The 20579-nt window shown below is 36.6% G+C and carries 22 protein-coding genes, 1 tRNA gene and 1 pseudogene; 8 read left to right on the forward strand and 16 right to left on the reverse strand.

Annotation, left to right across the window (positions count from 1 at the left end; genetic code table 11):
• Position 1 precedes the first annotated feature (1 nt).
• Positions 2-142: a DUF2256 domain-containing protein gene (locus ACS604_RS12955; protein WP_079377804.1), complete on the forward strand. Its 141-nt coding sequence runs from the start codon at positions 2-4 to the stop codon at positions 140-142.
• A gap of 85 nt (positions 143-227) precedes the next feature.
• On the opposite strand, the gene ACS604_RS12960 is transcribed toward ACS604_RS12955, so the two are convergent.
• Entirely contained in the window at positions 228-482 is a 255-nt protein-coding gene (locus ACS604_RS12960) for a TIGR03643 family protein (RefSeq protein WP_174730585.1), read from the reverse strand.
• Between the two features lie 310 nt (positions 483-792).
• Here ACS604_RS12960 and ACS604_RS12965 point away from each other — a divergent pair.
• A tRNA-Arg gene (locus ACS604_RS12965) sits at positions 793-865 on the forward strand.
• A gap of 365 nt (positions 866-1230) precedes the next feature.
• On the opposite strand, the gene ACS604_RS12970 is transcribed toward ACS604_RS12965, so the two are convergent.
• From ACS604_RS12970 to ACS604_RS13005, 8 genes and pseudogenes are all read right to left on the reverse strand, one after another.
• Positions 1231-1662 carry a hypothetical protein gene (locus tag ACS604_RS12970; protein WP_474771919.1) on the reverse strand — a complete coding sequence of 144 codons (432 nt, stop codon included), beginning with the start codon at positions 1660-1662 and terminating at the stop codon, positions 1231-1233.
• Positions 1663-1873: 211 nt separating this feature from the next.
• Positions 1874-2373, reverse strand: a pseudogene (locus tag ACS604_RS12975) (hypothetical protein).
• Positions 2374-2416: 43 nt separating this feature from the next.
• Complete coding sequence (locus ACS604_RS12980) at positions 2417-2869, reverse strand: hypothetical protein (protein ID WP_474771920.1); 453 nt, start codon at positions 2867-2869, stop codon at positions 2417-2419.
• Between the two features lie 19 nt (positions 2870-2888).
• A complete protein-coding gene (locus ACS604_RS12985) occupies positions 2889-3413 on the reverse strand; it encodes a hypothetical protein (RefSeq protein ID WP_474771921.1) in 525 nt (174 codons plus the stop codon).
• Positions 3414-3547: 134 nt separating this feature from the next.
• Complete coding sequence (hchA, locus tag ACS604_RS12990; RefSeq protein ID WP_013196940.1) at positions 3548-4423, reverse strand: glyoxalase III HchA; 876 nt, start codon at positions 4421-4423, stop codon at positions 3548-3550.
• Positions 4424-4631: 208 nt separating this feature from the next.
• Positions 4632-5642, reverse strand: coding sequence for an NAD(P)H-quinone oxidoreductase (locus ACS604_RS12995; protein ID WP_474771922.1), 1011 nt, complete (start codon positions 5640-5642; stop codon positions 4632-4634).
• Between the two features lie 32 nt (positions 5643-5674).
• Positions 5675-6571: an AraC family transcriptional regulator gene (locus ACS604_RS13000; RefSeq protein WP_474771923.1), complete on the reverse strand. Its 897-nt coding sequence runs from the start codon at positions 6569-6571 to the stop codon at positions 5675-5677.
• A gap of 157 nt (positions 6572-6728) precedes the next feature.
• Entirely contained in the window at positions 6729-7547 is an 819-nt protein-coding gene (locus ACS604_RS13005; protein ID WP_016137097.1) for an undecaprenyl-diphosphate phosphatase, read from the reverse strand.
• 347 nt (positions 7548-7894) lie between these two features.
• Here ACS604_RS13005 and ACS604_RS13010 point away from each other — a divergent pair, with 347 nt between their 5' ends.
• Together ACS604_RS13010 and ACS604_RS13015 are read left to right on the forward strand one after the other, a co-directional pair.
• Positions 7895-8695, forward strand: a complete 801-nt coding sequence (locus ACS604_RS13010; protein WP_474771924.1) for a PaaX family transcriptional regulator C-terminal domain-containing protein — start codon at positions 7895-7897, stop codon at positions 8693-8695.
• Positions 8696-8800: 105 nt separating this feature from the next.
• Entirely contained in the window at positions 8801-9793 is a 993-nt protein-coding gene (locus tag ACS604_RS13015; protein WP_474771925.1) for a fatty acid desaturase family protein, read from the forward strand.
• A 42-nt stretch (positions 9794-9835) separates the two neighbouring features.
• On the opposite strand, the gene ACS604_RS13020 is transcribed toward ACS604_RS13015, so the two are convergent.
• Positions 9836-10861, reverse strand: a complete 1026-nt coding sequence (locus ACS604_RS13020; protein WP_474771926.1) for an AraC family transcriptional regulator — start codon at positions 10859-10861, stop codon at positions 9836-9838.
• Positions 10862-11017: 156 nt separating this feature from the next.
• On the opposite strand from ACS604_RS13020, the gene ACS604_RS13025 reads away from it, so the two are divergent.
• Positions 11018-11716 (forward strand): NAD(P)H-dependent oxidoreductase, encoded by a 699-nt coding sequence (locus ACS604_RS13025; RefSeq protein WP_474771927.1) that lies wholly within the window; start codon positions 11018-11020, stop codon positions 11714-11716.
• Positions 11717-12314: 598 nt separating this feature from the next.
• Complete coding sequence (locus ACS604_RS13030) at positions 12315-13637, forward strand: OmpP1/FadL family transporter (protein ID WP_312824338.1); 1323 nt, start codon at positions 12315-12317, stop codon at positions 13635-13637.
• A 58-nt stretch (positions 13638-13695) separates the two neighbouring features.
• Here the strand turns inward: ACS604_RS13030 and thrH are convergent, their stop codons facing one another.
• On the reverse strand, positions 13696-14313 hold the full coding sequence (gene thrH, locus ACS604_RS13035; protein WP_003655338.1) for a bifunctional phosphoserine phosphatase/homoserine phosphotransferase ThrH: 618 nt from the start codon (positions 14311-14313) through the stop codon (positions 13696-13698).
• 184 nt (positions 14314-14497) lie between these two features.
• On the opposite strand from thrH, the gene ACS604_RS13040 reads away from it, so the two are divergent.
• Both ACS604_RS13040 and ACS604_RS13045 read left to right on the forward strand, forming a co-directional pair.
• Positions 14498-15232 (forward strand): phosphoadenylyl-sulfate reductase, encoded by a 735-nt coding sequence (locus ACS604_RS13040; RefSeq protein WP_312824341.1) that lies wholly within the window; start codon positions 14498-14500, stop codon positions 15230-15232.
• A 171-nt stretch (positions 15233-15403) separates the two neighbouring features.
• Entirely contained in the window at positions 15404-16789 is a 1386-nt protein-coding gene (locus ACS604_RS13045) for a WS/DGAT/MGAT family O-acyltransferase (protein ID WP_005309889.1), read from the forward strand.
• 27 nt (positions 16790-16816) lie between these two features.
• On the opposite strand, the gene ACS604_RS13050 is transcribed toward ACS604_RS13045, so the two are convergent.
• From ACS604_RS13050 to mreC, 5 genes are all read right to left on the reverse strand, one after another.
• Positions 16817-16990, reverse strand: coding sequence for a PA1571 family protein (locus ACS604_RS13050; protein WP_002116397.1), 174 nt, complete (start codon positions 16988-16990; stop codon positions 16817-16819).
• Positions 16991-17129: 139 nt separating this feature from the next.
• Positions 17130-18584, reverse strand: a complete 1455-nt coding sequence (gene rng / locus ACS604_RS13055; RefSeq protein ID WP_004789319.1) for a ribonuclease G — start codon at positions 18582-18584, stop codon at positions 17130-17132.
• 107 nt (positions 18585-18691) lie between these two features.
• Positions 18692-19252: a Maf-like protein gene (locus ACS604_RS13060; protein WP_474771928.1), complete on the reverse strand. Its 561-nt coding sequence runs from the start codon at positions 19250-19252 to the stop codon at positions 18692-18694.
• Positions 19240-19731 (reverse strand): rod shape-determining protein MreD, encoded by a 492-nt coding sequence (gene mreD / locus ACS604_RS13065; protein WP_004789317.1) that lies wholly within the window; start codon positions 19729-19731, stop codon positions 19240-19242. The genes ACS604_RS13060 and mreD overlap by 13 nt, the downstream gene beginning before the upstream one ends.
• Entirely contained in the window at positions 19718-20575 is an 858-nt protein-coding gene (gene mreC, locus ACS604_RS13070; RefSeq protein ID WP_252061251.1) for a rod shape-determining protein MreC, read from the reverse strand. Before mreC ends, mreD begins: the two co-directional genes overlap by 14 nt.
• Positions 20576-20579 lie beyond the last annotated feature (4 nt).

Genomic DNA, 20579 nt, shown 5'->3' on the forward strand with positions numbered 1-20579 from the left:
CATGAAAAAACAGCATCTACCCCAGAAAATATGTGTCTATTGTCAACGCCCTTTTAACTGGCGAAAGAAATGGGAGCGTTGCTGGGAAGAAGTAAAATATTGCTCTGAAAGATGTAAACGACAGGCTCGCTCAAATAAGTAAATATTTCACGCGATTGTTTTAACTGATTCAACACTACTCTTCATTGTTGAATCAGTTGTATTTCAGTTGATTATATTTGATTGTCTTAAGCATATTTATACTGACGAGAACAGTAAGCTCGTTCAACTTCTGGTGAACGTAATTGCTGATGCTTGGTTTTACGCCCTGCCATACGTTTGCGCCAGAGTTTAAAACTATTAGTTTTCAGGTTGTATCTCATTAAACGAATAATTTCGCTTTCACTTAAGCCATACTCTCGCTCAATTGCTTCAAATGGGGTTCGATCTTCCCATGCCATTTCAATAATTCTAGATAAGTCCTGCTCATCAATTTTTTTCATGTTATGCCCTTTTAAATTATGCTGTAGCCAAATCTGATTCTTTAACAAACAACCTTTCGGTAATAGCTTCACTTACCCGATTGCTTGCCTTGAATGTTTTCGTGTTTTGCTTCAGATCATAGAAAGATCAACATGAATTTTTTGTGATTTTTTAGCTTTCTAAACTGTTTTTCTACAGATATAAGTGTTTGAAACCGTTGAATGGTTCAACTTTATCTTTATTGGCCACTCTGGCAAAAGTTTTATTAACTAAAACGTAAAAAAGCCATTGCCTTCACAATAGCTTTTTTGTTTATAATCATAAAATTATGCGCCCTTAGCTTAACTGGATAGAGCAGTTGCCTCCTAAGTGACCGACGTGGGTTCGAGTCCCGCAGGGCGCACATATAATCTACCAAATAGATATGCTAGTAATGATTATAGAAAAGGATCAATTAAAGTATACACATAGAACAAAGAGCTAAAAAGAATTACCCACCATCTTCTATAAACCTCGCCTGTACTACTATTAACATCTATAGCAAATACAAAGGTAAAAGTTCCATTAAACCAAGCATATAAGCAAAAAAAAGTTGATGAAACTATAACTAAAACAGAAGATATAGATAAAACTTCGTTGATATATTGCAAAAATAATCCAAAAGCAGAAATTAAGGTATATACCGTAAATATTAGTAATTTATATCTTGTATATATTAAAAGATAAGTTTCTTTCACTTCCTACCTCTTGCCCTACTACTAAATTTATTTAGCAGCTCTTACTATTTATAACCATTTTGTTCTCATTTAAATAAAAACAACCAGAACCATGATAGCCTCCCCCACCATCAATCGAATAATAATATTGAGTATTTAACTTTAGCTGCTTGGGTTTTATAATCTCTTTAAATCCACTTGGTTTAACTCCATAAGTCCATTTATAGGCATAATCATTTTTAAAATTAAACCAACTTATTTCCCTGCTTATCTTAATCTCCCACACTGTTTCTTTCAATACACCAGCAGGAACAGCACTATTATCCATCACATAAAATCGAAAACCATTATCAAGCTTTTTGGCATCACTTTTAGATAGCTGAAATATAATTCCGCTATTAGCATTACCAGAAACAAGTAAATCAACTGTACCAGAGCATGCCACTAACACTGGTATAAATAGTAAGCTATACAAATTCGTCATTACCAGCCACCTCCATCACCACAGTTTTTTTATAATATTATCCCTTAATCTTAAAATTTATATTTAGTGATACTTACCACCATATTCAAAAATCTATTTATATTTATTAAATCTCCTTAATCAGAACTCCCCTTAACAATTTTAAAAATTAGTTATAGCCTATATATTTACTATAATTTTCAAAATTACTTACAGAGGCAATGATAAAAAATTAACTCTCCTCTTTAATATAAATCTTACTTGTTATAGGCAAAACACCCAATTTACTTTGAATTAAAGGATTCCAAGTATCTTTATCCTTCAACTCATCTAATATATAAAAAACAACTATTTTATTTCCTATAGAATAAAGATGACTATACTCTTTCTTCAAATTTTCATTCGTAAATACTACTCCTTCATATATCTCTTCTTCAGTATTATCTGACTCAATAGTTATCATTGTATTGTCATCAACAAAAACATTCCCTTTATTAAGATCAACTATTACCCCCTTACAATATATGTTTCAATATTACCTTTTTCAATATTATCCCACCACTCACTTGTTCCATATAAACCATACACTCCACTTAAACCACTATTAGTAGTGCTATCCAGAGTCAAAGCATGTGTAGATCTCATCTCATCCTCCCCATTTTTCTCCAACCATATTTTTAAATCAAAAATCAATTTATATCCTTGATTAATCAGTGCACAATTCTCTATCATTTTATTTAATCCTTATCCATTTTATATTTTATAACTATCTAAATTATTTATCATTTTTTAAAAAATTATTGTATAATTCCTCTCTTCCATCATAGAAAAACAAGTCATCAATTTTTTCTAATAAGTAAAAATCACCTATTATTTCTTTAAGCCCATTAAAAACAAGGCCTTTTGAATTAGATGTTAGCCCTAATGATAATTTTTCAATTAATGAAGAGTGATTTTCACAATATGAAAATATTTTAATTAAAGAATGAATTTCTTCCTTACAAGGTATATCTACAGTAAGAGTAAGCAAAAAAGCTTTCATATAAAATAAAGTGTTCTTTTCAACTTCGGGAAAGCTAACATATCCAGAAAAAACTCTCCTATTAATTCCACTTTGGTTATAAATAATATCATTTCCATTCCCATTAGCAGGAAAAATAATATCTTTATTTAATTTAATATAACCTACGTAATTATAGGCTATAATATTAATCTTATCCTCATTCATATTAAATTCCTATAATTCATTAATATAAAATATTTTCACCCCCACCCTTAATATAAACTCTATTGAGTAATGGAGAAACACCATACTTTTCCTCTACCAGCCAATTCCAAACATCATCTTCTTTTAATTTATCAAGAATATAAATGGATACTATCTCATTTCCAGCTTTGTAAAGCTCTTCACTAATATTTTTTTCTCTTTTACTAGTAAAAACTATATCTTGAAAAATTTCTTTATTAGTTCTATTTACTTTAATTGTAATCATTGTATTCCCCTCTATAAAAGGATTTTCCTCATTAATCCCAACTATTACTCCTTTAACACAATAAGTTTCTATATTGCCATTTTTGATATTTCCCCACCATTCAGCTGTTGCATATAAACCATTGTCGCCCTTAAGCCCCATAGTTGTTCCCTTATCCAAAGTAGTTTGCTGTATATTTTTGATATAATTTTCATCCATTAAGATTGAAGAAGATGACCTTAAATCAAATACCATCTTATACCCTTGCTCAAGTAGATTTATATCTTCTATTTTTATCATTTTAATATTCTCCTATTTCTTACTTAGTATGCTGATTTTACATCACTTATAATTTTTAAATTTCTACCTAACACATTATTTATTATAAAAAATAGGACTTAATAAAAAGTCCTATTTCCATAAAACCTGTGTACTCAGTCTTTCACTTCAGCCAACAATGTTTCAGCTGCAAGTTTTCCTAAATTATTAGAAGCAAGCGGACTATCACCAGTTAGCAATTTACGGTCTCTATGACATTGACCTGTAATGCCCTTATTTAAAATTTCTACACCGAGTTTTTCAAGGTTTTCACCAACTAGCCAAGGTAAAGCTCCAGGCATATAACCAATATCAATATTTGCTCCCTTGTCTAATGAATCTGGGAATACACAAATTTGATAGCCTTTAAAAATATAGTTTTCTGGCTGTTCATCTACTGCCGCAGCAAGTAATGAAGCTGGACCATGGCATAAGGTAATAATAAATTTATCTTGTTCAACCGCCCATTTAAGAACTTTTTTCACCTCAAGGCTATGTGGAATTTTAGCTAATACGCCATGCCCACCCGGAATGAATACAGCCGCATATGGTGAGTTTTCCCCTACTGCATTTTCTAAAATATCAGTTAGCTTTAATGGATTTTTTAATTTGTCTGCATATTTCTGAAAGGTGTCTAATACAACTTGTTCTTGCTTTGGCATTGCCCACATTTCAAGTTTGGCAGGGTTCCCAGAAAGTGTCGCAACATCAATTTCAAAGCCTGCATTATCTAAATGAAACATCGGTAAAAGCATTTCTACAGGATGGTTGCCTGTTGAAAAGAACTTACCGTTTTGCATCTGAATGTAACGCTCATCAGTTGCAATCATTAAAACTTTTTTATTGCCCGCATACGGCGTTGAATAAGTCGTGCCGTCGTAATCGGTTTTAGGAGCAGTATATTGACTTAGTGAATAAGGTGATGGGAAAAAGGCATTATCTTCAGCCAAATCTGGAGTAGGATTTTTATCATCAATATTTGCGGTATTCATTGTTACTATCCTTTTTCATCAGTATGGAAAGAAATAATAAGGTAAGAACCAATTTTTATTTCTTACTCAATTTATAGGTGAAGTTATGGAACTGGTGCAATCTGCCAATAGAATTTGGCAATTTTTATAGAGAAATAGGCAGAATCTAGAATTATAAAATTCAGTTTAGGCGAACCTGTCGTTCGCCCAAACTTCAATGATTACAGCGTTACGCATTCATTTCTAAAACGATCTTTCCAATATGATCACCTTGTTCCATACATGCGTGAGCACTTTGTACATCTGAAAAAGCATACGTTTTATAGATTTGCGGTAAACATTTACCTTGTGCCAAGAGCGGCCATACATGCTCATGCAAAGATTGTGCAATCTCGGCTTTTTCTTGGCTATTACGTGCTCGCATCGTTGAACCCGTAATTGTGGCACGTTTTAAAATCAGTTTTTGTAAATCAAATTCTTTTGCGATTCGACCACCCATAAAACCAATAATGACAAGTCGGCCATCACGTTTTAATAGATTTAAATTTTTCGTGAAATAAGAACCACCCACAATGTCCAAAATGACATCAACACCTTGATCTTGAGTATGTTTCAAAACTTCTTGCTCAAAATCTTGGGTTTTATAGTTAATTGCTGTGGTGAAACTAGAGAGTGCTTCAACTTTATCTTCACTACCAACCGTAGCAAAAGTTTTAATTCCTAAAGCTTGGCAAATCGCTAAAGCTGTGGTTCCAATACCACTTGCCCCACCATGAATCAGTGCGGTTTCATCTTTCTTTAAACGGCCAATATCAAATAAATTTGCCCAAACCGTAAAAAATGTTTCCGGAATAGCAGCAGCTTGAGTAAATGATAAATTTTCAGGTATTGGCAATACTTGAGTTGCAGTTACCGCACAGTACTCAGCATAACCACCGCCATTTGTTAGAGCACAAACTTTATCTCCAACCTTGAATTGATCTACTTGTTCACCTACAGCAACCACGACACCAGCGACTTCAAGTCCGGGTATTTGAGTAACACCTTTAGGCATTGGATATAAACCCATACGCTGTAAAACGTCAGGACGGTTAATTCCAGCAGCCTTTACCTCAATTAAGACTTCATTTGCTTGAGGTAATGGAAGACTAGCATCTTGAACTTTTAGAACCTCAGGTCCACCCGGAGCCGTAATTTCAATAATTTTCATGGTTGTTGGAAGGGTCATAAAATGCTCCATGTTTGATTTATATTTCAAAATACTAATCTACGTTAAATAATTGAGGACTTGGGTGGAACGCCAAACAGTCGCTTAAATTCTCGGCTAAATTGTGAAGCACTGACATAACCCACCTCATAGGCGGCTTCTGCTACACCCATTTTATTGTTCATGATTAACTCACGTGCCTTATGTAACCGAGTAATTTTGATGTACTGTAAAGGCGAATAATTCGTCACCTTTTTAAAAGTCTGATGAAAAAGCGATATGCTCATGCCCGCTTGTTTCGCCAACTCTTGAACCGTTAAGTTATGATAATAATCACGCTGAATAATTTCACAAATGGTGTAAATCACGCCATTTCGACTTGCTATAGCCGATAAACTCTCGACTAGATTGCCACCTGAGGCCTGCACCACACGATAAACCAATTCTCTTTTGACTTGCTCACCCAATATAAAAGTATCTTGTTTAGAGCGAAGTAAATTGAGCAATCTGAGAGCAACCTCAGAAATGGTGGTATTCATGTCAATCACTCTAAGCCCACAGCTTAATTTTAAATCTTCCGAGTGAGCATCTTCAGTAATCACTTGTTGCTGTTTATCCATTTTAGTAATGAGATCAGCCATCATTTGTGGTTCAAATTTTATTGCAATCGCCAACATGGGTTCATTATTTTCAACAACAGTATCGCAATCAAAAGGTATTGCAATTGAGATGAATAAGCACTGCCCTTGTTGAAATTGAAAGATTTCTTTACCAATATATCCTCGCTTTAATCCCTGTATCACTAAAACAATTGAGGGTTCTTGCAGCACGGCAACAGGTGGTGTGGAATGATCTACACGCATCAAAGTGATGTTAGAGATAAAAGTAGGATAGAGTCCTTCTGCTGGAGCCAAGTGCAAAAATGCATCGACCAAATGTTCTGTAAGATGTTTTTGCGGCATAGTTTTATTGTGAGAAGTAATCTAATAATCAATATAACAATGAACCTAAAATGAAAACATCTGTCTTACGTTTACTTTGTATAAATAGGCAATTCAAATCAATTTTTAGGCATAAAAAAACCTAGAACATTCTAGGTTTTTCACTTCATCAGATTATTTAAGCCGATAAATTAAAGAACATTGCTGCAATTAAAATAATTACACCGAGTGCAATTCGATACCAAGCAAATACGCGTAACGTATGACGCTCTACAAATAGAACCAATGCTTTTACAACAAACAACGCGGCAATAAAAGCAGCAACAAAACCTACCCCAATATTAATCATATTATCGGCGGTCAGTACATCAGCATTTTTAACCAAGTCAAAAGTTGCAGCACCCAACATGGTTGGCATAGCAAGGAAGAAAGAGAATTCTGTAGCAGCTTTACGTGACAAGCCAGCAAACATTCCGCCCACAATTGTTGCACCTGAACGTGAAGTTCCTGGAATCATGGCAACACATTGAGCAAGTCCGACTAAAAGTGCTTGTTTAAAAGTAATTTTGGTTGCATCGAGTGTCTTATGTTCAAATTGTCTAGATTCAACCCAGAAAATAATAAGAGCACCGACAATTAAAGCAATCGCCACCACAATTGGACTGAATAAAACACTTTTAATAAAGTCTACTGCCAAAACCCCAATAATAACTGCGGGGAAGAAAGCAATAAGCACACTAATAGCAAAATGACGTGATTCCACATCACCACTAAAGAAGCCTTTAATCAAGTTAACAATTTTTTGTCGGTATAACCAGCACACTGCCAAAATAGCACCCAACTGGATTACGACCTCAAATACACGACCGCCGTCTGAATGGAAATCGATAATATGACCAAATAAAATTAAATGGCCTGTACTCGAGATTGGTAAAAATTCAGTTAAGCCTTCGACAAAGCCTAAAAACAGTGCTTTTATAACTTCAAAATTTTCCATCACTTGCTCAAAAAGTTAATCACCAGAAAAGTCTAAAAATTTGTTTTATATCATGTATAAACCATAATTTTGGCCTAGTTCATGCCCAATATCAGATCATTTCTAGCATTTGTGGTTATTGCCCTTAGCAAAAGGCGGTTTATTTAAAGGGGAATAATGTATCACATCATCATGACAATCTTAGGTTAACTATCGTAAAAAGATGAACTTGCTTAAGAACTACAAAATTTCTCATTCTATAGCTAAGATTTTTACGCTTATTGACTCTAAAAATGATCTTAAAAAGACATTACAAAAACATGATATTATTTTTATTACATGCAACTCATATCAAAAATTCTATCTGAATGAAAAATACCAAAATTAATGCACGTCATCTTATTATCGATTTATTTCTTTCCTCCGCTTATCCTCAGCTCACCATTAAACAAATATTGATCGCCGCTAAACTTTTTAATATGAGTGACAACGGTATTCGTGTTGCTACGACTCGGCTATTAAATGAAGGCATGATAGAAAGCGTCGAGCGCGGTATTTATCAACTTTCGCCATCAACCAAAGACTGGGCAAAAGTCATTTTGAATCGTAAAAATGGCATTAAACAGACCAAAGAATGGCAACAGCATTATCTGGCAGTATTTACGGGGACATTAGGGCGTATAGATCGGACTGCTTTAAAAAAGAGAGAACACGCTTTACATCAATTTGGCTTTAGAGAGCTCGAAACTGGTATTTATATACGCCCAGACAATTTAGCCTATAGTTTTGAAAAAACATGTGAAGAACTCACTTTAGCGGGCCTTGAAAATGAAGCCAAAATTTCTATTATTCAAAAATTTGACTCAAAAACAGTTTCGTTAATTCCTTCTTTATGGGATACCAAGCAGCTTGAAGAAAATTATGAGATGTATAGTCAAGATATCCAAGAATGGCTTTTGAATTATAAAAATTTATCCTTAAACGAGGCCGCCACTCAAGCTTTATTATTAGGACGTGAAACGATTACCTTACTCATGAATGATCCGCTGCTGCCCCCTCCATTTGTTAACGAACATGCCCGCAATCAGTTTGCTCAAAATGTTCAGCAGCTCGATTCGATTGGACAAAAACTTTGGCAGAAACTTTATGAAAATGAATTAGCCCATTAAAGAGCGATTTATTTTTTTACAAATAAATATTACACTTTTTAAAATTTTATGATTATATTGGTAATATAAAATATGGATACCAAAATCTGATTTGGGAGAATAAAAATGAATGCACAAGTCAGTGTGACCGATCTCTTTAGCAGAGAAGAAATACAGGAACTCACACAACCCTCAGATGCATATGGTGCTTGGGCTGTTGCAAGTACATGGGCTGTTATTGGCGGAACATTTGCTAGTTTAATCATGATGTGGGATTACTTACCTAGCTGGGGCAAATTACTTGCTTGTATGCTTGCCTTAGCAATATTGGCGGGTCGCCAGTTATGCCTAGCGATTTTGATGCATGATGCATCGCATAAAAGCTTGTTCAAAAATAAAAAAATAAATGACTTTGTAGGTGAATGGCTATGCGCCCGTCCCATCTGGAATGATCTACAAAAATATCGCGTACATCATGTTCGTCATCATGCAAAAACGTCTACTCCAGATGACCCAGACCTTTCTTTAGTTTCTGGTTTTCCAGTAAGTAAAAAATCTCTTGCTCGTAAATTCTTACGCGACTTAACGGGTATGACAGGATTAAAGTTTAGCTTTGGTCGAGTGTTAATGGATCTCGATTTAATGAAATGGACCGTTGCAAATGATCAGGTTTGGTTAGATCGAAGCAATAAAGATTTCGTTGACTATGCCGAAAGTCTTATCAAAAATAGTAGCGGCGCCATTGCAACAAATGTTGCTCTTTATGGTGTTTTAAAGGCGTTTGGGCAGCAACGTTTTTATTGGTTATGGCCTTTAGCGTATTTAACACCATTTCCATTATTTTTAAGAATTCGCTCAATGGCCGAACACGCAGGGATGCAAACGAGCAATACCGCTTTAACTAATACCCGTACAACACGTGCAGGTTGGATTGCTAGAAGCTTTGTAGCCCCTATTCATGTCAATTACCATATGGAACACCACCTAATGGCTTCGGTGCCCTACTTCAAATTGCCGCGCATGCATCGACTATTAAGAGACCGCGGTCATGTTCCGGCACCACCTAGCTATTTTGAAGTAATTGAATCACTATCATCTAAGCCAGCACAATCTACTTAATTAATTCATATGATAAATAAAAGGCCATAAATTTATGGCCTTTTAACTTAAAACATCCATCTTATGTTTGGTTTGGAAATATTTAGGCGTAACACCCATCCAGCGCTTAAATGCACGGGTAAAGTGAGAAGTCTCGGCATAACCCAGCATTAAAGCCACTTTTTCAATCGACATGTTATTTTGAGCTAAAAGTTTCTGAGCATGCTCTTTTTTCAGTGAGTCCACCAAAAAGGTAAAACTAGTGTGATCAAGAGCTAAATAGCGTTGCAGGGTTCGCTCTGACATATTCATGATTTGAGCAACTTGCCCAACTTTCAATGCCTTAATCTCCCCATTCAAAAGCAATTTTTCAGCAACTTCTTTGACTTGCCCTTTCCAGCCACTTTTTAACTTTAATTTCTCTATATCCCGCTTACATTGTGCATTTAACAACGGCGCTAGCATTGAGTCCGCCGTTAATACAGGTTGTGCTAAATACTCTTTTGGAAATATCCAGCGATTACCCTTTTGATTAAATAAACAAGTGACCGCCAGTTGATGACTTATTTCGGCAAAACCTATCAGTTCTGGTATTTGTAATTCAACTTTTCCTAAATGAGAAAGTCCTGTTAATTTTTTTGCAATTTGAACAAAACCAACTAACAAAAAAATGTTGGCATTTGAACTCAACTGAAATGCATCAACTGGCTGATGAATTGACCAACATGCATTATTATTTTCTTGTTTTAATTCCGGTTTAAAAACCTTACAACGTGAACCAATGAATTGTTCAAGTATTTTCAGTGCTTCTCCTAAATTTGGAGAAACTATGGCGGCCATTCCGACTGAACCATAACATGAAGCCGTCATGCTTAAAGCTAAATACCCTGCTAGTGCTGGCTCTTTGCATAACTCAATGGCCCGTTCAATAAGCTGATTTAAGATGTTGAACTCAACATACCAATAAGGCTTTTTTAATTGGTCTAAAGCTATTCCACTTCCATCTAAAAGTTGCTCACCAGAGACACCCCATCGCTTAACAGTCTCGACTAATAAGTTAATATAAGTTCCGGGTAATTCTGGATTCATAAGCAACCCAATGAGCAAAATAAAATGGCGTGAAATGGTAAAAACTGTCAGTTCATGAACTATGCCATGCTTTTAAATTGATGCATAGTTATTCAAAACAAAATCTGCTGAATTGCACGAGACAGCACAATTTCTGAAAAGAACACAGGTCGCCTTATGAACATTCTGATTATCCATGCTCATCCAGAACCACAGTCTTTTACCACTGCTCTAAAAAGTACAGCCAAGCAAACCTTAGAAAAATTAGGGCACACAGTAGAGGTTTCAGATTTATATGCAATGCAATTTAACCCCGTTGCATCCAAACAGGATTTTTTGGAGCTTAACCAACCTGATTATTTTAACTACGCATTAGAGCAAAGAAATGCCAGCAAAAATCAACTTCTAGCTCCTGATATTCAAGCAGAAATTGAAAAAGTAAAAAAAGCTGATTTAGTTATTTTAAATTTCCCCCTTTATTGGACATCTGTTCCAGCAATTTTAAAGGGCTGGATTGATCGTGTTTTCGTCTCTGGACTTTTTTATGGGGGTAAGCGGTTTTATAACCATGGGGGAATGTCTGGAAAAAAAGCGATGTTATGCTTAACACTCGGTGGTAGAACACACATGTTTGGAGAGAACTCAATTCACGGCCCAATTGAAAATTATTTATCACCGATTCAACGTGGTACTTTGGCATATGCCGGTTTTGAAGTTTTACCGCCATTCATTGCCTACCATGTACCCTACATTAGTCAAGAAGCACGAGAAAGCGTTCTTGAAGACTATGAGATTTATCTCTCGCACTTGGACCAGCTTGAACCACTAAAATTTCCTAAGCTTGAGCAATTTGATGAAAAATTATATCCACTCTAATACTATGTTTGAGCTCTAAAAATTAAATAACCGAATTTAGCTTATTATTTTCGGTTATTTTCTTGCTCATAACTTTCAAATAGAAATCTAAATTCGTTTAAAAAATAGATCAAATGGTAAAAAAATTAAGCTAAACTTTTTTATAAAATTAAGAATATAAAAGTTAATCAATAATATACAGATGTAGAGAAACTAGACTTATCAACTAAAAATGACAACTATTACTCATTTCATAATCGATTAATTCATATTTTTACAAAAAAATCTTTGACCATTTTTCTTGGATTTGTGACAAAAAGGTCACTAAAATAAATGCCTTTACTAATATATAAAAAATATAAATATCAATTAATTAAAATAATTTAACAATAAAAATATTCCTTCATATTTCATCCATTATTGGCACAATTTGTATAAAAAGTGAGTACTCCTCAGTTCATATAACAGATTTACTCTTATTGTAATTATGCTATTTTTGTTACATGGAGTTATCAAAGCTTTTATAAGTTGTAATTAGAAGCTTTGAAGGCAACACAGTTTAAACGGTTTAACTCTGTTACTTTTAAAAAAATGTCTTGAAGTTCAAGGAAAGATTAAAATGAAATTAAAACATCTGAGCACTGCAATGATTTTAGCAACGCTGCCTGCAACTGGGGTTTTTGCAGCAGCATTGGATCGCTCTGGACAATCAATGTCTGCATTTTTGCAGCCTGGTAACTACTTTGAAGCTGGTATTTCCGCTTTAGATCCTGATGTATCAGGTAAAGATACTTCTGGAAATGCAACAGGAGATATGGCAAATGACTACTATTTCCCTAGCGCAGCATTAAAACTACAACTCACTGATAAATTCTCTTTTGGTTTACTTTACGATCAACCATTCGGATCTGACTCAGAATATAGTGGTAAAAATAATTTTGTAGCAAATCCAAATGACCGTTTACTACCTTCACCTTTAAGTCCAACATTAGGTCAAGCTGGCTTAGGTAATACTATTACTGGCGGCACATCTGTAGAAGTTGATACTCAGAATCTTGCATTAGTTTTTGGTTATCAACCAACAGTAAATTGGAATATTTATGGTGGTGGTGTATACCAAACTATTAAAGGAAATGTTCATTTAAGAGGTTCAGCTTATAGCTTATATAATGGCTATGATGCGGACATTAAAGAAACTGGTGGAGCTGGATGGTTAGCAGGTGTTGCTTATCAGATTCCAGAAATTGCTCTTAAAGCTTCTTTAACTTATCGTTCTGAAATTGATCATGATGTAAATATCAAAGAGAACATTCCTATTGTAAACTTAGTTGCTGCCAACCCAGCACTTCTATTTGGTGCTTTAGGAATTACTGATCCTGCAACTCAAGCCGCTATTGGCAAACAACTTGCATCACTTCAAACTGATGGCAAAACTACGATCACAACACCACAGTCTGTAAATCTCGATTTCCAAACAGGTATTATGGCAAATACAGTCGCATTCGCCAATGTACGCTGGGTAAACTGGAAAGACTTTTCAGTTCAACCATATAAATTTGGAATTGTTTCAAAAGCAGCTGGTCAATTATTACCTCAATTAGGTAAACCTAATGGTTTTAATTTAGTAGATTACTCAGAAGACCAGTGGTCTGTCACTGCTGGTGTAGGCCGTAAACTTACCGACAAATGGGCAGGTAACGTTTCTGTAGGTTGGGACTCTGGCGCAGGTAACCCAGTAACAACTTTAGGACCAACTGAAGGTTACTGGAACGTAGGCTTAGGTGTTCAATACAGTCCTACTCCACAAACATTTATTGCAGGTGGCGTAAAATATTTCTGGTTAGGTGATGCAGATGCTGTTACAGGTGCTCATTCAGCTGCTGGTTCATTTGATGATAACAACGCAATCGCTTATGGTTTAAAACTTGGTTATAAATTCTAAGTTCAAAACTCATTCATATAAAAAAGGCGCTTAAAGCGCCTTTTTTATTATTTATCTCTTATGCTGGAATGCTACGCTTTGAAACTGAACGGATTGCTTCTTTTAATGCATCATAGCCATGGATAGCTGGAAACTGCGGGAACTCAGCAATCACATTTGCAGGTGCATCAAATAAGAAACCATGGTCCGCTTCACCCAACATGGTTGTATCGTTATACGAGTCGCCAGCTGCGATTACTCGGAAATTTAAGCCATGCAGTGCTTTAACCGATTCGCGTTTTTGATCGGGTTGACGTAATTTATAAGCCGTAATCATTCCTTCTTCATCTGTCTCTAATTTATGACAGAAAATGGTTGGCCAACCCAATTGCTTCATCAAAGGATGAGCAAACTCATAGAAAGTATCTGACAAGATCACGAGTTGAAAATGAGTGCTCACCCATTCAACAAACTCTTTTGCACCTGGTAATGGCCCCATCTCAGCGATGACTTCTTGAATGTCATTTAAGCCTAAACCGTGTTGTTTTAAGATATTAAGGCGCTGAGTCATTAAAACATCATAATCCGGAATATCACGAGTTGTCGCCTCGAGTTCTTTAATCCCTGTTTTTTTAGCGAAATTGATCCAGATTTCAGGAACTAAAACCCCTTCAAGATCTAGGCATACGATTTCCATGAATGCTTCCAACGTTGGTTAAAAATTGCTGTATCATACCATTAAGATTTTCAGTTTTGCGTTGTTATTGATCAAATCAATTTTATTCATAAGGATCGAAATTAAAGTGCTAAGCACTTTATTCACTATCGATTAGAATATTTTTCATAACTCAATGCGCCCAAGCCTTTTGCCAGGAACACACATGACCGTTATTCCGACTATTGATATCGTAGATGCTCTTGCTGCTGAATATGCAACCAAAAGCCCTCGAGAAATTTTAGAACTTGCCTTAAGCCAACAAGGTGAAATCGCAATTTCTTTTTCGGGAGCAGAAGATGTTGTCTTAATTGATATTGCTTCACGTTTGGGTAAGCCGTTCCGTGTCTTTAGTCTCGACACTGGTCGCCTACATGCCGAAACTTATCAATTTATTGAAACTGTCCGTAAACACTACAATATTAATATCGAAATTTGTTTCCCTGAATCTGAAGCTGTCCAAAGTATGGTCAACGAAAAAGGTTTATTCAGCTTTTTTACAGATGGGCATCAGGAATGTTGTGGTATCCGTAAAGTTCAGCCTTTACGTAAAAAACTTGCGACTTTAGACGGTTGGATTACGGGTCAACGTAAAGATCAAAGCCCTGGTACGCGTACAGAAATTCCAGTCGTACAAGCTGATGCAGGTTTCTCTGGTCCAGGTAAGCAACTCATTAAATATAATCCTTTAGCAAACTGGACAAGTGCTGAAGTATGGAGCTACATCCGTATGATGGAGATTCCATATAACCCTCTTCACGAACGTGGTTTTGTTTCTATTGGCTGTGAACCATGTACACGTGCTGTATTACCAAACCAACATGAGCGTGAAGGGCGCTGGTGGTGGGAAGAAGCGACTCAAAAAGAGTGTGGATTACACGCAGGTAATATGAAAAAGTAATTTGTTATCAAAAAACCACTGCTAAATCAGTGGTTTTTTTTATGTCATGTTCCGTACACAAAGTCATATTTTATCTACTCTAAACGCTATATACTTAATTTTACGGTTCTATAATTCTAATAAGAGCTCAGATAAGGGCTTCTTAGAAAAATGCATGAGGCACAATGATTTATGCGTCCATTACACCCAATTGATTTCATTTTTCTGTCACTTGAAAAAAGACAGCAACCCATGCATGTCGGTGGATTATTTTTATTTGAAATTCCTGAAAATGCACCTGAAACTTTTGTACATGATTTAGTTGAAGATATTAAACGCTCAAAAAGCATTCCTATCCCACCCTTCAATAACCGTTTAAATGGCTTATTTTGGGATGAAGATGAAGAGTTTGATATCGATCATCACTTTCGCCACATTGCTCTGCCTCATCCTGGCCGTATTCGTGAACTTCTGGTTTATATTTCACAACAACATAGTTCATTAATTGATCGTGCAAAGCCTCTTTGGACTTGTGACATTATTGAAGGAATCGAAGGCAATCGCTTTGCCATGTATTTTAAAATCCATCATGCAATGGTCGACGGCGTTGCAGGTATGCGTTTAATTGAGAAATCACTTTCAAAGACACCAGAAGAAAAACATGTTGTTCCTTTATGGTGTGTTGAGAGTAAAAGAACTAAACGACTAAAAGTACCGACTCCAAGCACAAGTAAAATTAAGAGTATTTTAGGCGGTATTAAGTCTCAACTCGATATCGCTCCTAAAGTCATGCAAGAGCTATCTCAGACTATATTTAAAGAAATGGGCAAAAATCCTGATTATGTTTCTACTTTTCAGGCGCCAGTGTCGATTTTGAATCAAAGAGTGAGTGCTTCACGTCGTTTTGCAGCCCAATCATTTGAACTGAGTCGTCTTAGAAAGATTTCAAAAGTGTTAGGCGTAACAATTAATGATGTTGTACTCGCAGTATGTTCTGGTGCTTTACGTGAATATTTGATTAGTCAAAATAGCTTACCTAAAAAACCACTTATTGCCATGGTGCCAGCTTCATTACGCACTGATGATTCTGATATGAGTAACCGAATTACCATGATTCTGGCAAATTTAGGAACTCATAAAGACCAACCGTTAGAACGTCTAGAAATTATTCGTCGCAGCATGCAAAATTCAAAGCAACGCTTTAGCCGTATGACTGCGAATGAAATTTTAAACTATAGTGCGGTTGTTTATGGTCCAGCAGGTTTAAACATCATGTCAGGAATGCTTCCTAAGCGTCAGGCATTCAATTTAGTCATTTCCAATGTACCAGGACCACGTGAGCCGCTCTATTGGAATGGCGCGAAATTAGATGCTCTCTACCCTGCTTCAATTGTCATGGATGGACAAGCTCTAAATATTACTATGACGAGTTATTTAGATAAGCTTGAAGTTGGATTAACAGCTTGTCGAAATGCCTTGCCAAAAATGCAAAACCTTTTGACTCACTTAGAAGATGAGATTCAACGGTTTGAAGAAATTATTGCAGAAAAGCAGCTGAAACATCATTCAGCAAGTTAGAAAACTAAGGGGCTTTAAATTGGCCCCTTATTTTTTGATTGTGCGGCACTGGTTAAGCAACTGATGACATACTGAACGAATCATTGCAGTTGTGATCGGTACTTCTTTACCTTGGTCATTCAACATATAGCAGCTATTTACTGGCGTGCTTTCTAAAACATGTTTAAGACCGTTGCTAATTAAGTTTTCACTTACATTCATGGGTTATACCTCTTATTGTTTGCTAAGACGTTAAATAGGGAGAACGTCTACGGCTACTGTATGTAAGTAGTATTTAAAATTCATGAATGAAAGTAAAATTTCAGTTGTAACAAGGATTAAGCGATATCTTGTTACAACTTTAACTTAAAATGATATCGTATTGCTCTTGCGTATATAAATTTTCGACCTGAAATTTAATAACACGGTTGATGAAATGCTCTAAATCAGCCACTGCTGGCGCTTCTGCTGTTAATAATCGGTCAATCACAGAAGGATGGGCAACAACAGTAAAGCCACTCGTTGACTCAAATGCACGGGTATATCGTAATATCTCACGAAATATTTCGTAACACACTGTCTCTGCTGTTTTGACAAAACCACGTCCTTGACAGGTTGGACATGACTCACACAGCAAATGTTCTAACGATTCACGTGTTCGTTTACGCGTCATTTCAACCAAACCAAGTTCTGACACTTGAGTAATTTTGGTCTTGGCATGATCGCGCTCAAGCATTTTTTCAAACTGTCGCATCACCTCTTCACGGTGAATTGCCTCTTGCATGTCAATAAAATCAATAATGAGAATACCACCCAAATTACGCAGTCTAAGTTGACGCGCGATAACTTGAGTCGCTTCCATATTGGTTTTAAAAACGGTGTCCTCAAGACTACGACCACCGACATATGAACCCGTATTAACGTCAATCGTGGTCATGGCTTCAGTCTGATCGATCATCAAATAGCCGCCTGACTTCAAAGCTACGCGGGTTTGTAAGGCTTTTTGAATATCCTCTTCGACATTATAAAGATCAAATAGTGGTCGCTCACCCGGATAATGAATGAGTCGACTCTGCATATTCGGGACAAATTCTTCAACAAACTCAAGAAGCTTGGCGTGAATCTCTCTCGAATCGACATAAATCTTTGCAGTTTCGTCGCTAGCCAAATCTCGAATAATACGTTGAGGTAATGGAAGCTCTTCAAAAATTAAGGAAGGGACAGCAACATCAATTTGTTTACGTTGAATGTATTCCCATAATTTACTCAGATAGCACATATCCTGTGCAATTTCTGCTTCATCGACACCTTCAGCAGCTGTGCGTACAATCACGCTACCCGGCAAATTATGTTCAGATTGAATACCTTCAATAATATTACGTAGTCGCTCTCGTTCTTCTTCAGACTCAATACGCTGAGATACACCAATATGATTTCCATATGGCATGAGAACCAGATAACGAGAAGGGATTGAAAGGTCAGTACTCAAACGTGCGCCTTTTGTTCCCAACATATCTTTCATTACCTGGACAGTAAGCGTTTGCCCGGGATGTAAGAGTTCAAAAACATTTGGGGTAGGCTGTGAACGAGGCCAAACCATATCATTGATATGTAAAAAGGCTGTTCGAGACAAACCAATATCAACGAAGGCAGCTTGCATGCCTGGAAGCACCCGCACGACTTTACCCTTGTAAATATTGCCGACTAGACCACGTTTGACTGTACGTTCGACATACAGCTCATTAACAGTTCCATTTTCGATTAATGCCACCCGACACTCCATAGGCGTGACATTAATAAGTAATTCTTCTGACATACATAAACTCAAAGCATTATAAAATTTTTATTAAAGAGTCAGAGAAGCTGTTAACTTTGCCTAGTGTTCATCGACAATGCTATTCAATTAAGAATGATAACAACCTCTTATGTCTTTACTCTTTTTAATAACTGTGCAAATTCGTATAAAGGAAGTCCTACCACATTACTATAACTTCCTTGAATTTGGGGAATATATTGAGAAGCAATCCCTTGAATTGCATATCCACCGGCCTTCCCCACAGGCTCACCTGTAGCCCAATAATCTTCCATATCTTGCGTAGTCAGACGCTGAAACTCAACTTGAGTTTGCACCACCTGACTTAACATTTTTTGTTGCGTAGCAATACATAATCCAGAAAACACATCATGCCAACGTCCAGATAATTGTTTCCAGATTTCAAAGGCATGATTTTTTGATTGAGGCTTACCAATAATTTGGCCATCAAGCCCAAGACTTGTATCGGCAGCAATAACGATTGCGTCTGGAAAAAGTTTCAATACAGTTTGTGCTTTTTCTCTAGCCAACCGTTCAACATAATGGTGAACCAGCTCATTTTCATGAACGGACTCATCAATATCTGGACTATAGATTTCAAAATCTAAACCCAGTTGCTGCAATAGCTCCTTCCGACGAGGAGAGCTAGATGCTAAAACTATATGCGCCATTTTGCCAAACAATAATAGACGATTGGCCAAGTGATGATACTTGTCATCAATGGTTGCCAATGTCTAGCAATCGAAAAATGAATTCCACCCATGGTCTGCGTTACCCACATAAACGCTAAATGAGCAATAATGACCAGAGTTGCAATTGTCCATAAATTACCAAAGGTTAAAATACGGCGCTCACGAATTAAAAAACGGGTAAGAAAAGTCACAATTACAAAACTTAAAGCATTGAGGCCTAAAGGTGCATCAAGCAATAAATCCGTAAAAATTCCCATTCCAAATGCAAACCAGACCCCACACCATGTTGGCTGACATACTACCCAAAATAGCATAATCATTAACATGAATAATGGGCGCCAACCTGAAATATCGTAGGATAGCGGGTAAACCATGAGCACGGAGCCGACAATTACAGAGAGGATAATTCCCCATAATGGATCATTTCGTTTTTCTCGTTTCAATTTAGCGATCGGCATATGGTTGCTCCTTCGCTAAAGAATCAGAGAAAAGTACGACTACATGATGCCCTGTAGCTAATTGTGCGGCTGGTGTAACATCAATTTCTGCAAACTCGCCAGAATTATGACGTCTTATTTTGGCAACTGTACCCACTGCGTACCCTGCTGGGAAATGTTCACCCAAACCTGAGCTAAACACTTTATCACCCACTTGAATATTCGCACTCGTCGGGACATATTCCATTTTCAAACGGCCCAAATCACCAGTACCAGAAACAATCGCCCGCATTCCAGTGCGCTCAAGACGTACTGAAAGTGAATGTTCTTTATCTGATAACAACATTACACGTGAGCTGTGAGGATATACATTAATGATCTGCCCCATAATACCCTTATCATCCAGAACCGTTTGACCAACCTTTAAATGGTCCATAGAACCACGGTTAACAATGATGATATGGCGCAATGGATCTGCATCTGTCCCAATTACTTCGGCAATCTCCATACGCCCATCAATAATTAATGGGGTATCAAGCAGACCTCGCAAACGGGTGTTTTCAGCTGACAATTCAGAAAGCTTCTGTAAGCGAACTTGAGCTTGTAAAAGCTCAGCCTGCATCGCAGTATTTTCACGACGCAGTTGTGCTTCAGATTTTGTTTGTTGATTCAGCCATTCTCTCGACAGTACTGGATAACTAGCCAATGCATAAATTGGGTTATATGCAGCGTACAAGACATCCCTTGCTGGCTGAATTACATACGGCATGCGCCAATCAAAAAATAGCACAACCAAGCATGTAATGACCGCAATAACGAACGAGCGGAAAGATGGCGGCTGTCTTGAAAAAATATTCGGTTGCACCGCC

It is taken from the genome of Acinetobacter sp. Li1LvA2, from assembly GCF_056156705.1.

Excerpts from the sequence above, each read along its gene's own strand:
- ACS604_RS13020 (WP_474771926.1), bottom strand. The coding sequence starts at position 10,861 with ATGAATCCAGAATTACCCGGAACTTATATTAACTTATTAGTCGAGACT.
- ACS604_RS12995 (WP_474771922.1), bottom strand. The coding sequence starts at position 5,642 with ATGGAGCATTTTATGACCCTTCCAACAACCATGAAAATTATTGAAATT.
- ACS604_RS13025 (WP_474771927.1), top strand. The coding sequence starts at position 11,018 with ATGAACATTCTGATTATCCATGCTCATCCAGAACCACAGTCTTTTACC.
- mreD (WP_004789317.1), bottom strand. The coding sequence starts at position 19,731 with ATGCCGATCGCTAAATTGAAACGAGAAAAACGAAATGATCCATTATGG.
- hchA (WP_013196940.1), bottom strand. The coding sequence starts at position 4,423 with ATGAATACCGCAAATATTGATGATAAAAATCCTACTCCAGATTTGGCT.
- ACS604_RS13045 (WP_005309889.1), top strand. The coding sequence starts at position 15,404 with ATGCGTCCATTACACCCAATTGATTTCATTTTTCTGTCACTTGAAAAA.
- ACS604_RS13000 (WP_474771923.1), bottom strand. The coding sequence starts at position 6,571 with ATGCCGCAAAAACATCTTACAGAACATTTGGTCGATGCATTTTTGCAC.
- ACS604_RS13030 (WP_312824338.1), top strand. The coding sequence starts at position 12,315 with ATGAAATTAAAACATCTGAGCACTGCAATGATTTTAGCAACGCTGCCT.
- ACS604_RS12960 (WP_174730585.1), bottom strand. The coding sequence starts at position 482 with ATGAAAAAAATTGATGAGCAGGACTTATCTAGAATTATTGAAATGGCA.
- rng (WP_004789319.1), bottom strand. The coding sequence starts at position 18,584 with ATGTCAGAAGAATTACTTATTAATGTCACGCCTATGGAGTGTCGGGTG.
- ACS604_RS12980 (WP_474771920.1), bottom strand. The coding sequence starts at position 2,869 with ATGAATGAGGATAAGATTAATATTATAGCCTATAATTACGTAGGTTAT.
- ACS604_RS13015 (WP_474771925.1), top strand. The coding sequence starts at position 8,801 with ATGAATGCACAAGTCAGTGTGACCGATCTCTTTAGCAGAGAAGAAATA.
- ACS604_RS12985 (WP_474771921.1), bottom strand. The coding sequence starts at position 3,413 with ATGATAAAAATAGAAGATATAAATCTACTTGAGCAAGGGTATAAGATG.
- ACS604_RS13010 (WP_474771924.1), top strand. The coding sequence starts at position 7,895 with ATGAAAAATACCAAAATTAATGCACGTCATCTTATTATCGATTTATTT.
- ACS604_RS12970 (WP_474771919.1), bottom strand. The coding sequence starts at position 1,662 with ATGACGAATTTGTATAGCTTACTATTTATACCAGTGTTAGTGGCATGC.
- ACS604_RS13050 (WP_002116397.1), bottom strand. The coding sequence starts at position 16,990 with ATGAATGTAAGTGAAAACTTAATTAGCAACGGTCTTAAACATGTTTTA.
- ACS604_RS13005 (WP_016137097.1), bottom strand. The coding sequence starts at position 7,547 with ATGGAAAATTTTGAAGTTATAAAAGCACTGTTTTTAGGCTTTGTCGAA.
- ACS604_RS13040 (WP_312824341.1), top strand. The coding sequence starts at position 14,498 with ATGACCGTTATTCCGACTATTGATATCGTAGATGCTCTTGCTGCTGAA.
- thrH (WP_003655338.1), bottom strand. The coding sequence starts at position 14,313 with ATGGAAATCGTATGCCTAGATCTTGAAGGGGTTTTAGTTCCTGAAATC.
- ACS604_RS13060 (WP_474771928.1), bottom strand. The coding sequence starts at position 19,252 with ATGGCGCATATAGTTTTAGCATCTAGCTCTCCTCGTCGGAAGGAGCTA.
- ACS604_RS12955 (WP_079377804.1), top strand. The coding sequence starts at position 2 with ATGAAAAAACAGCATCTACCCCAGAAAATATGTGTCTATTGTCAACGC.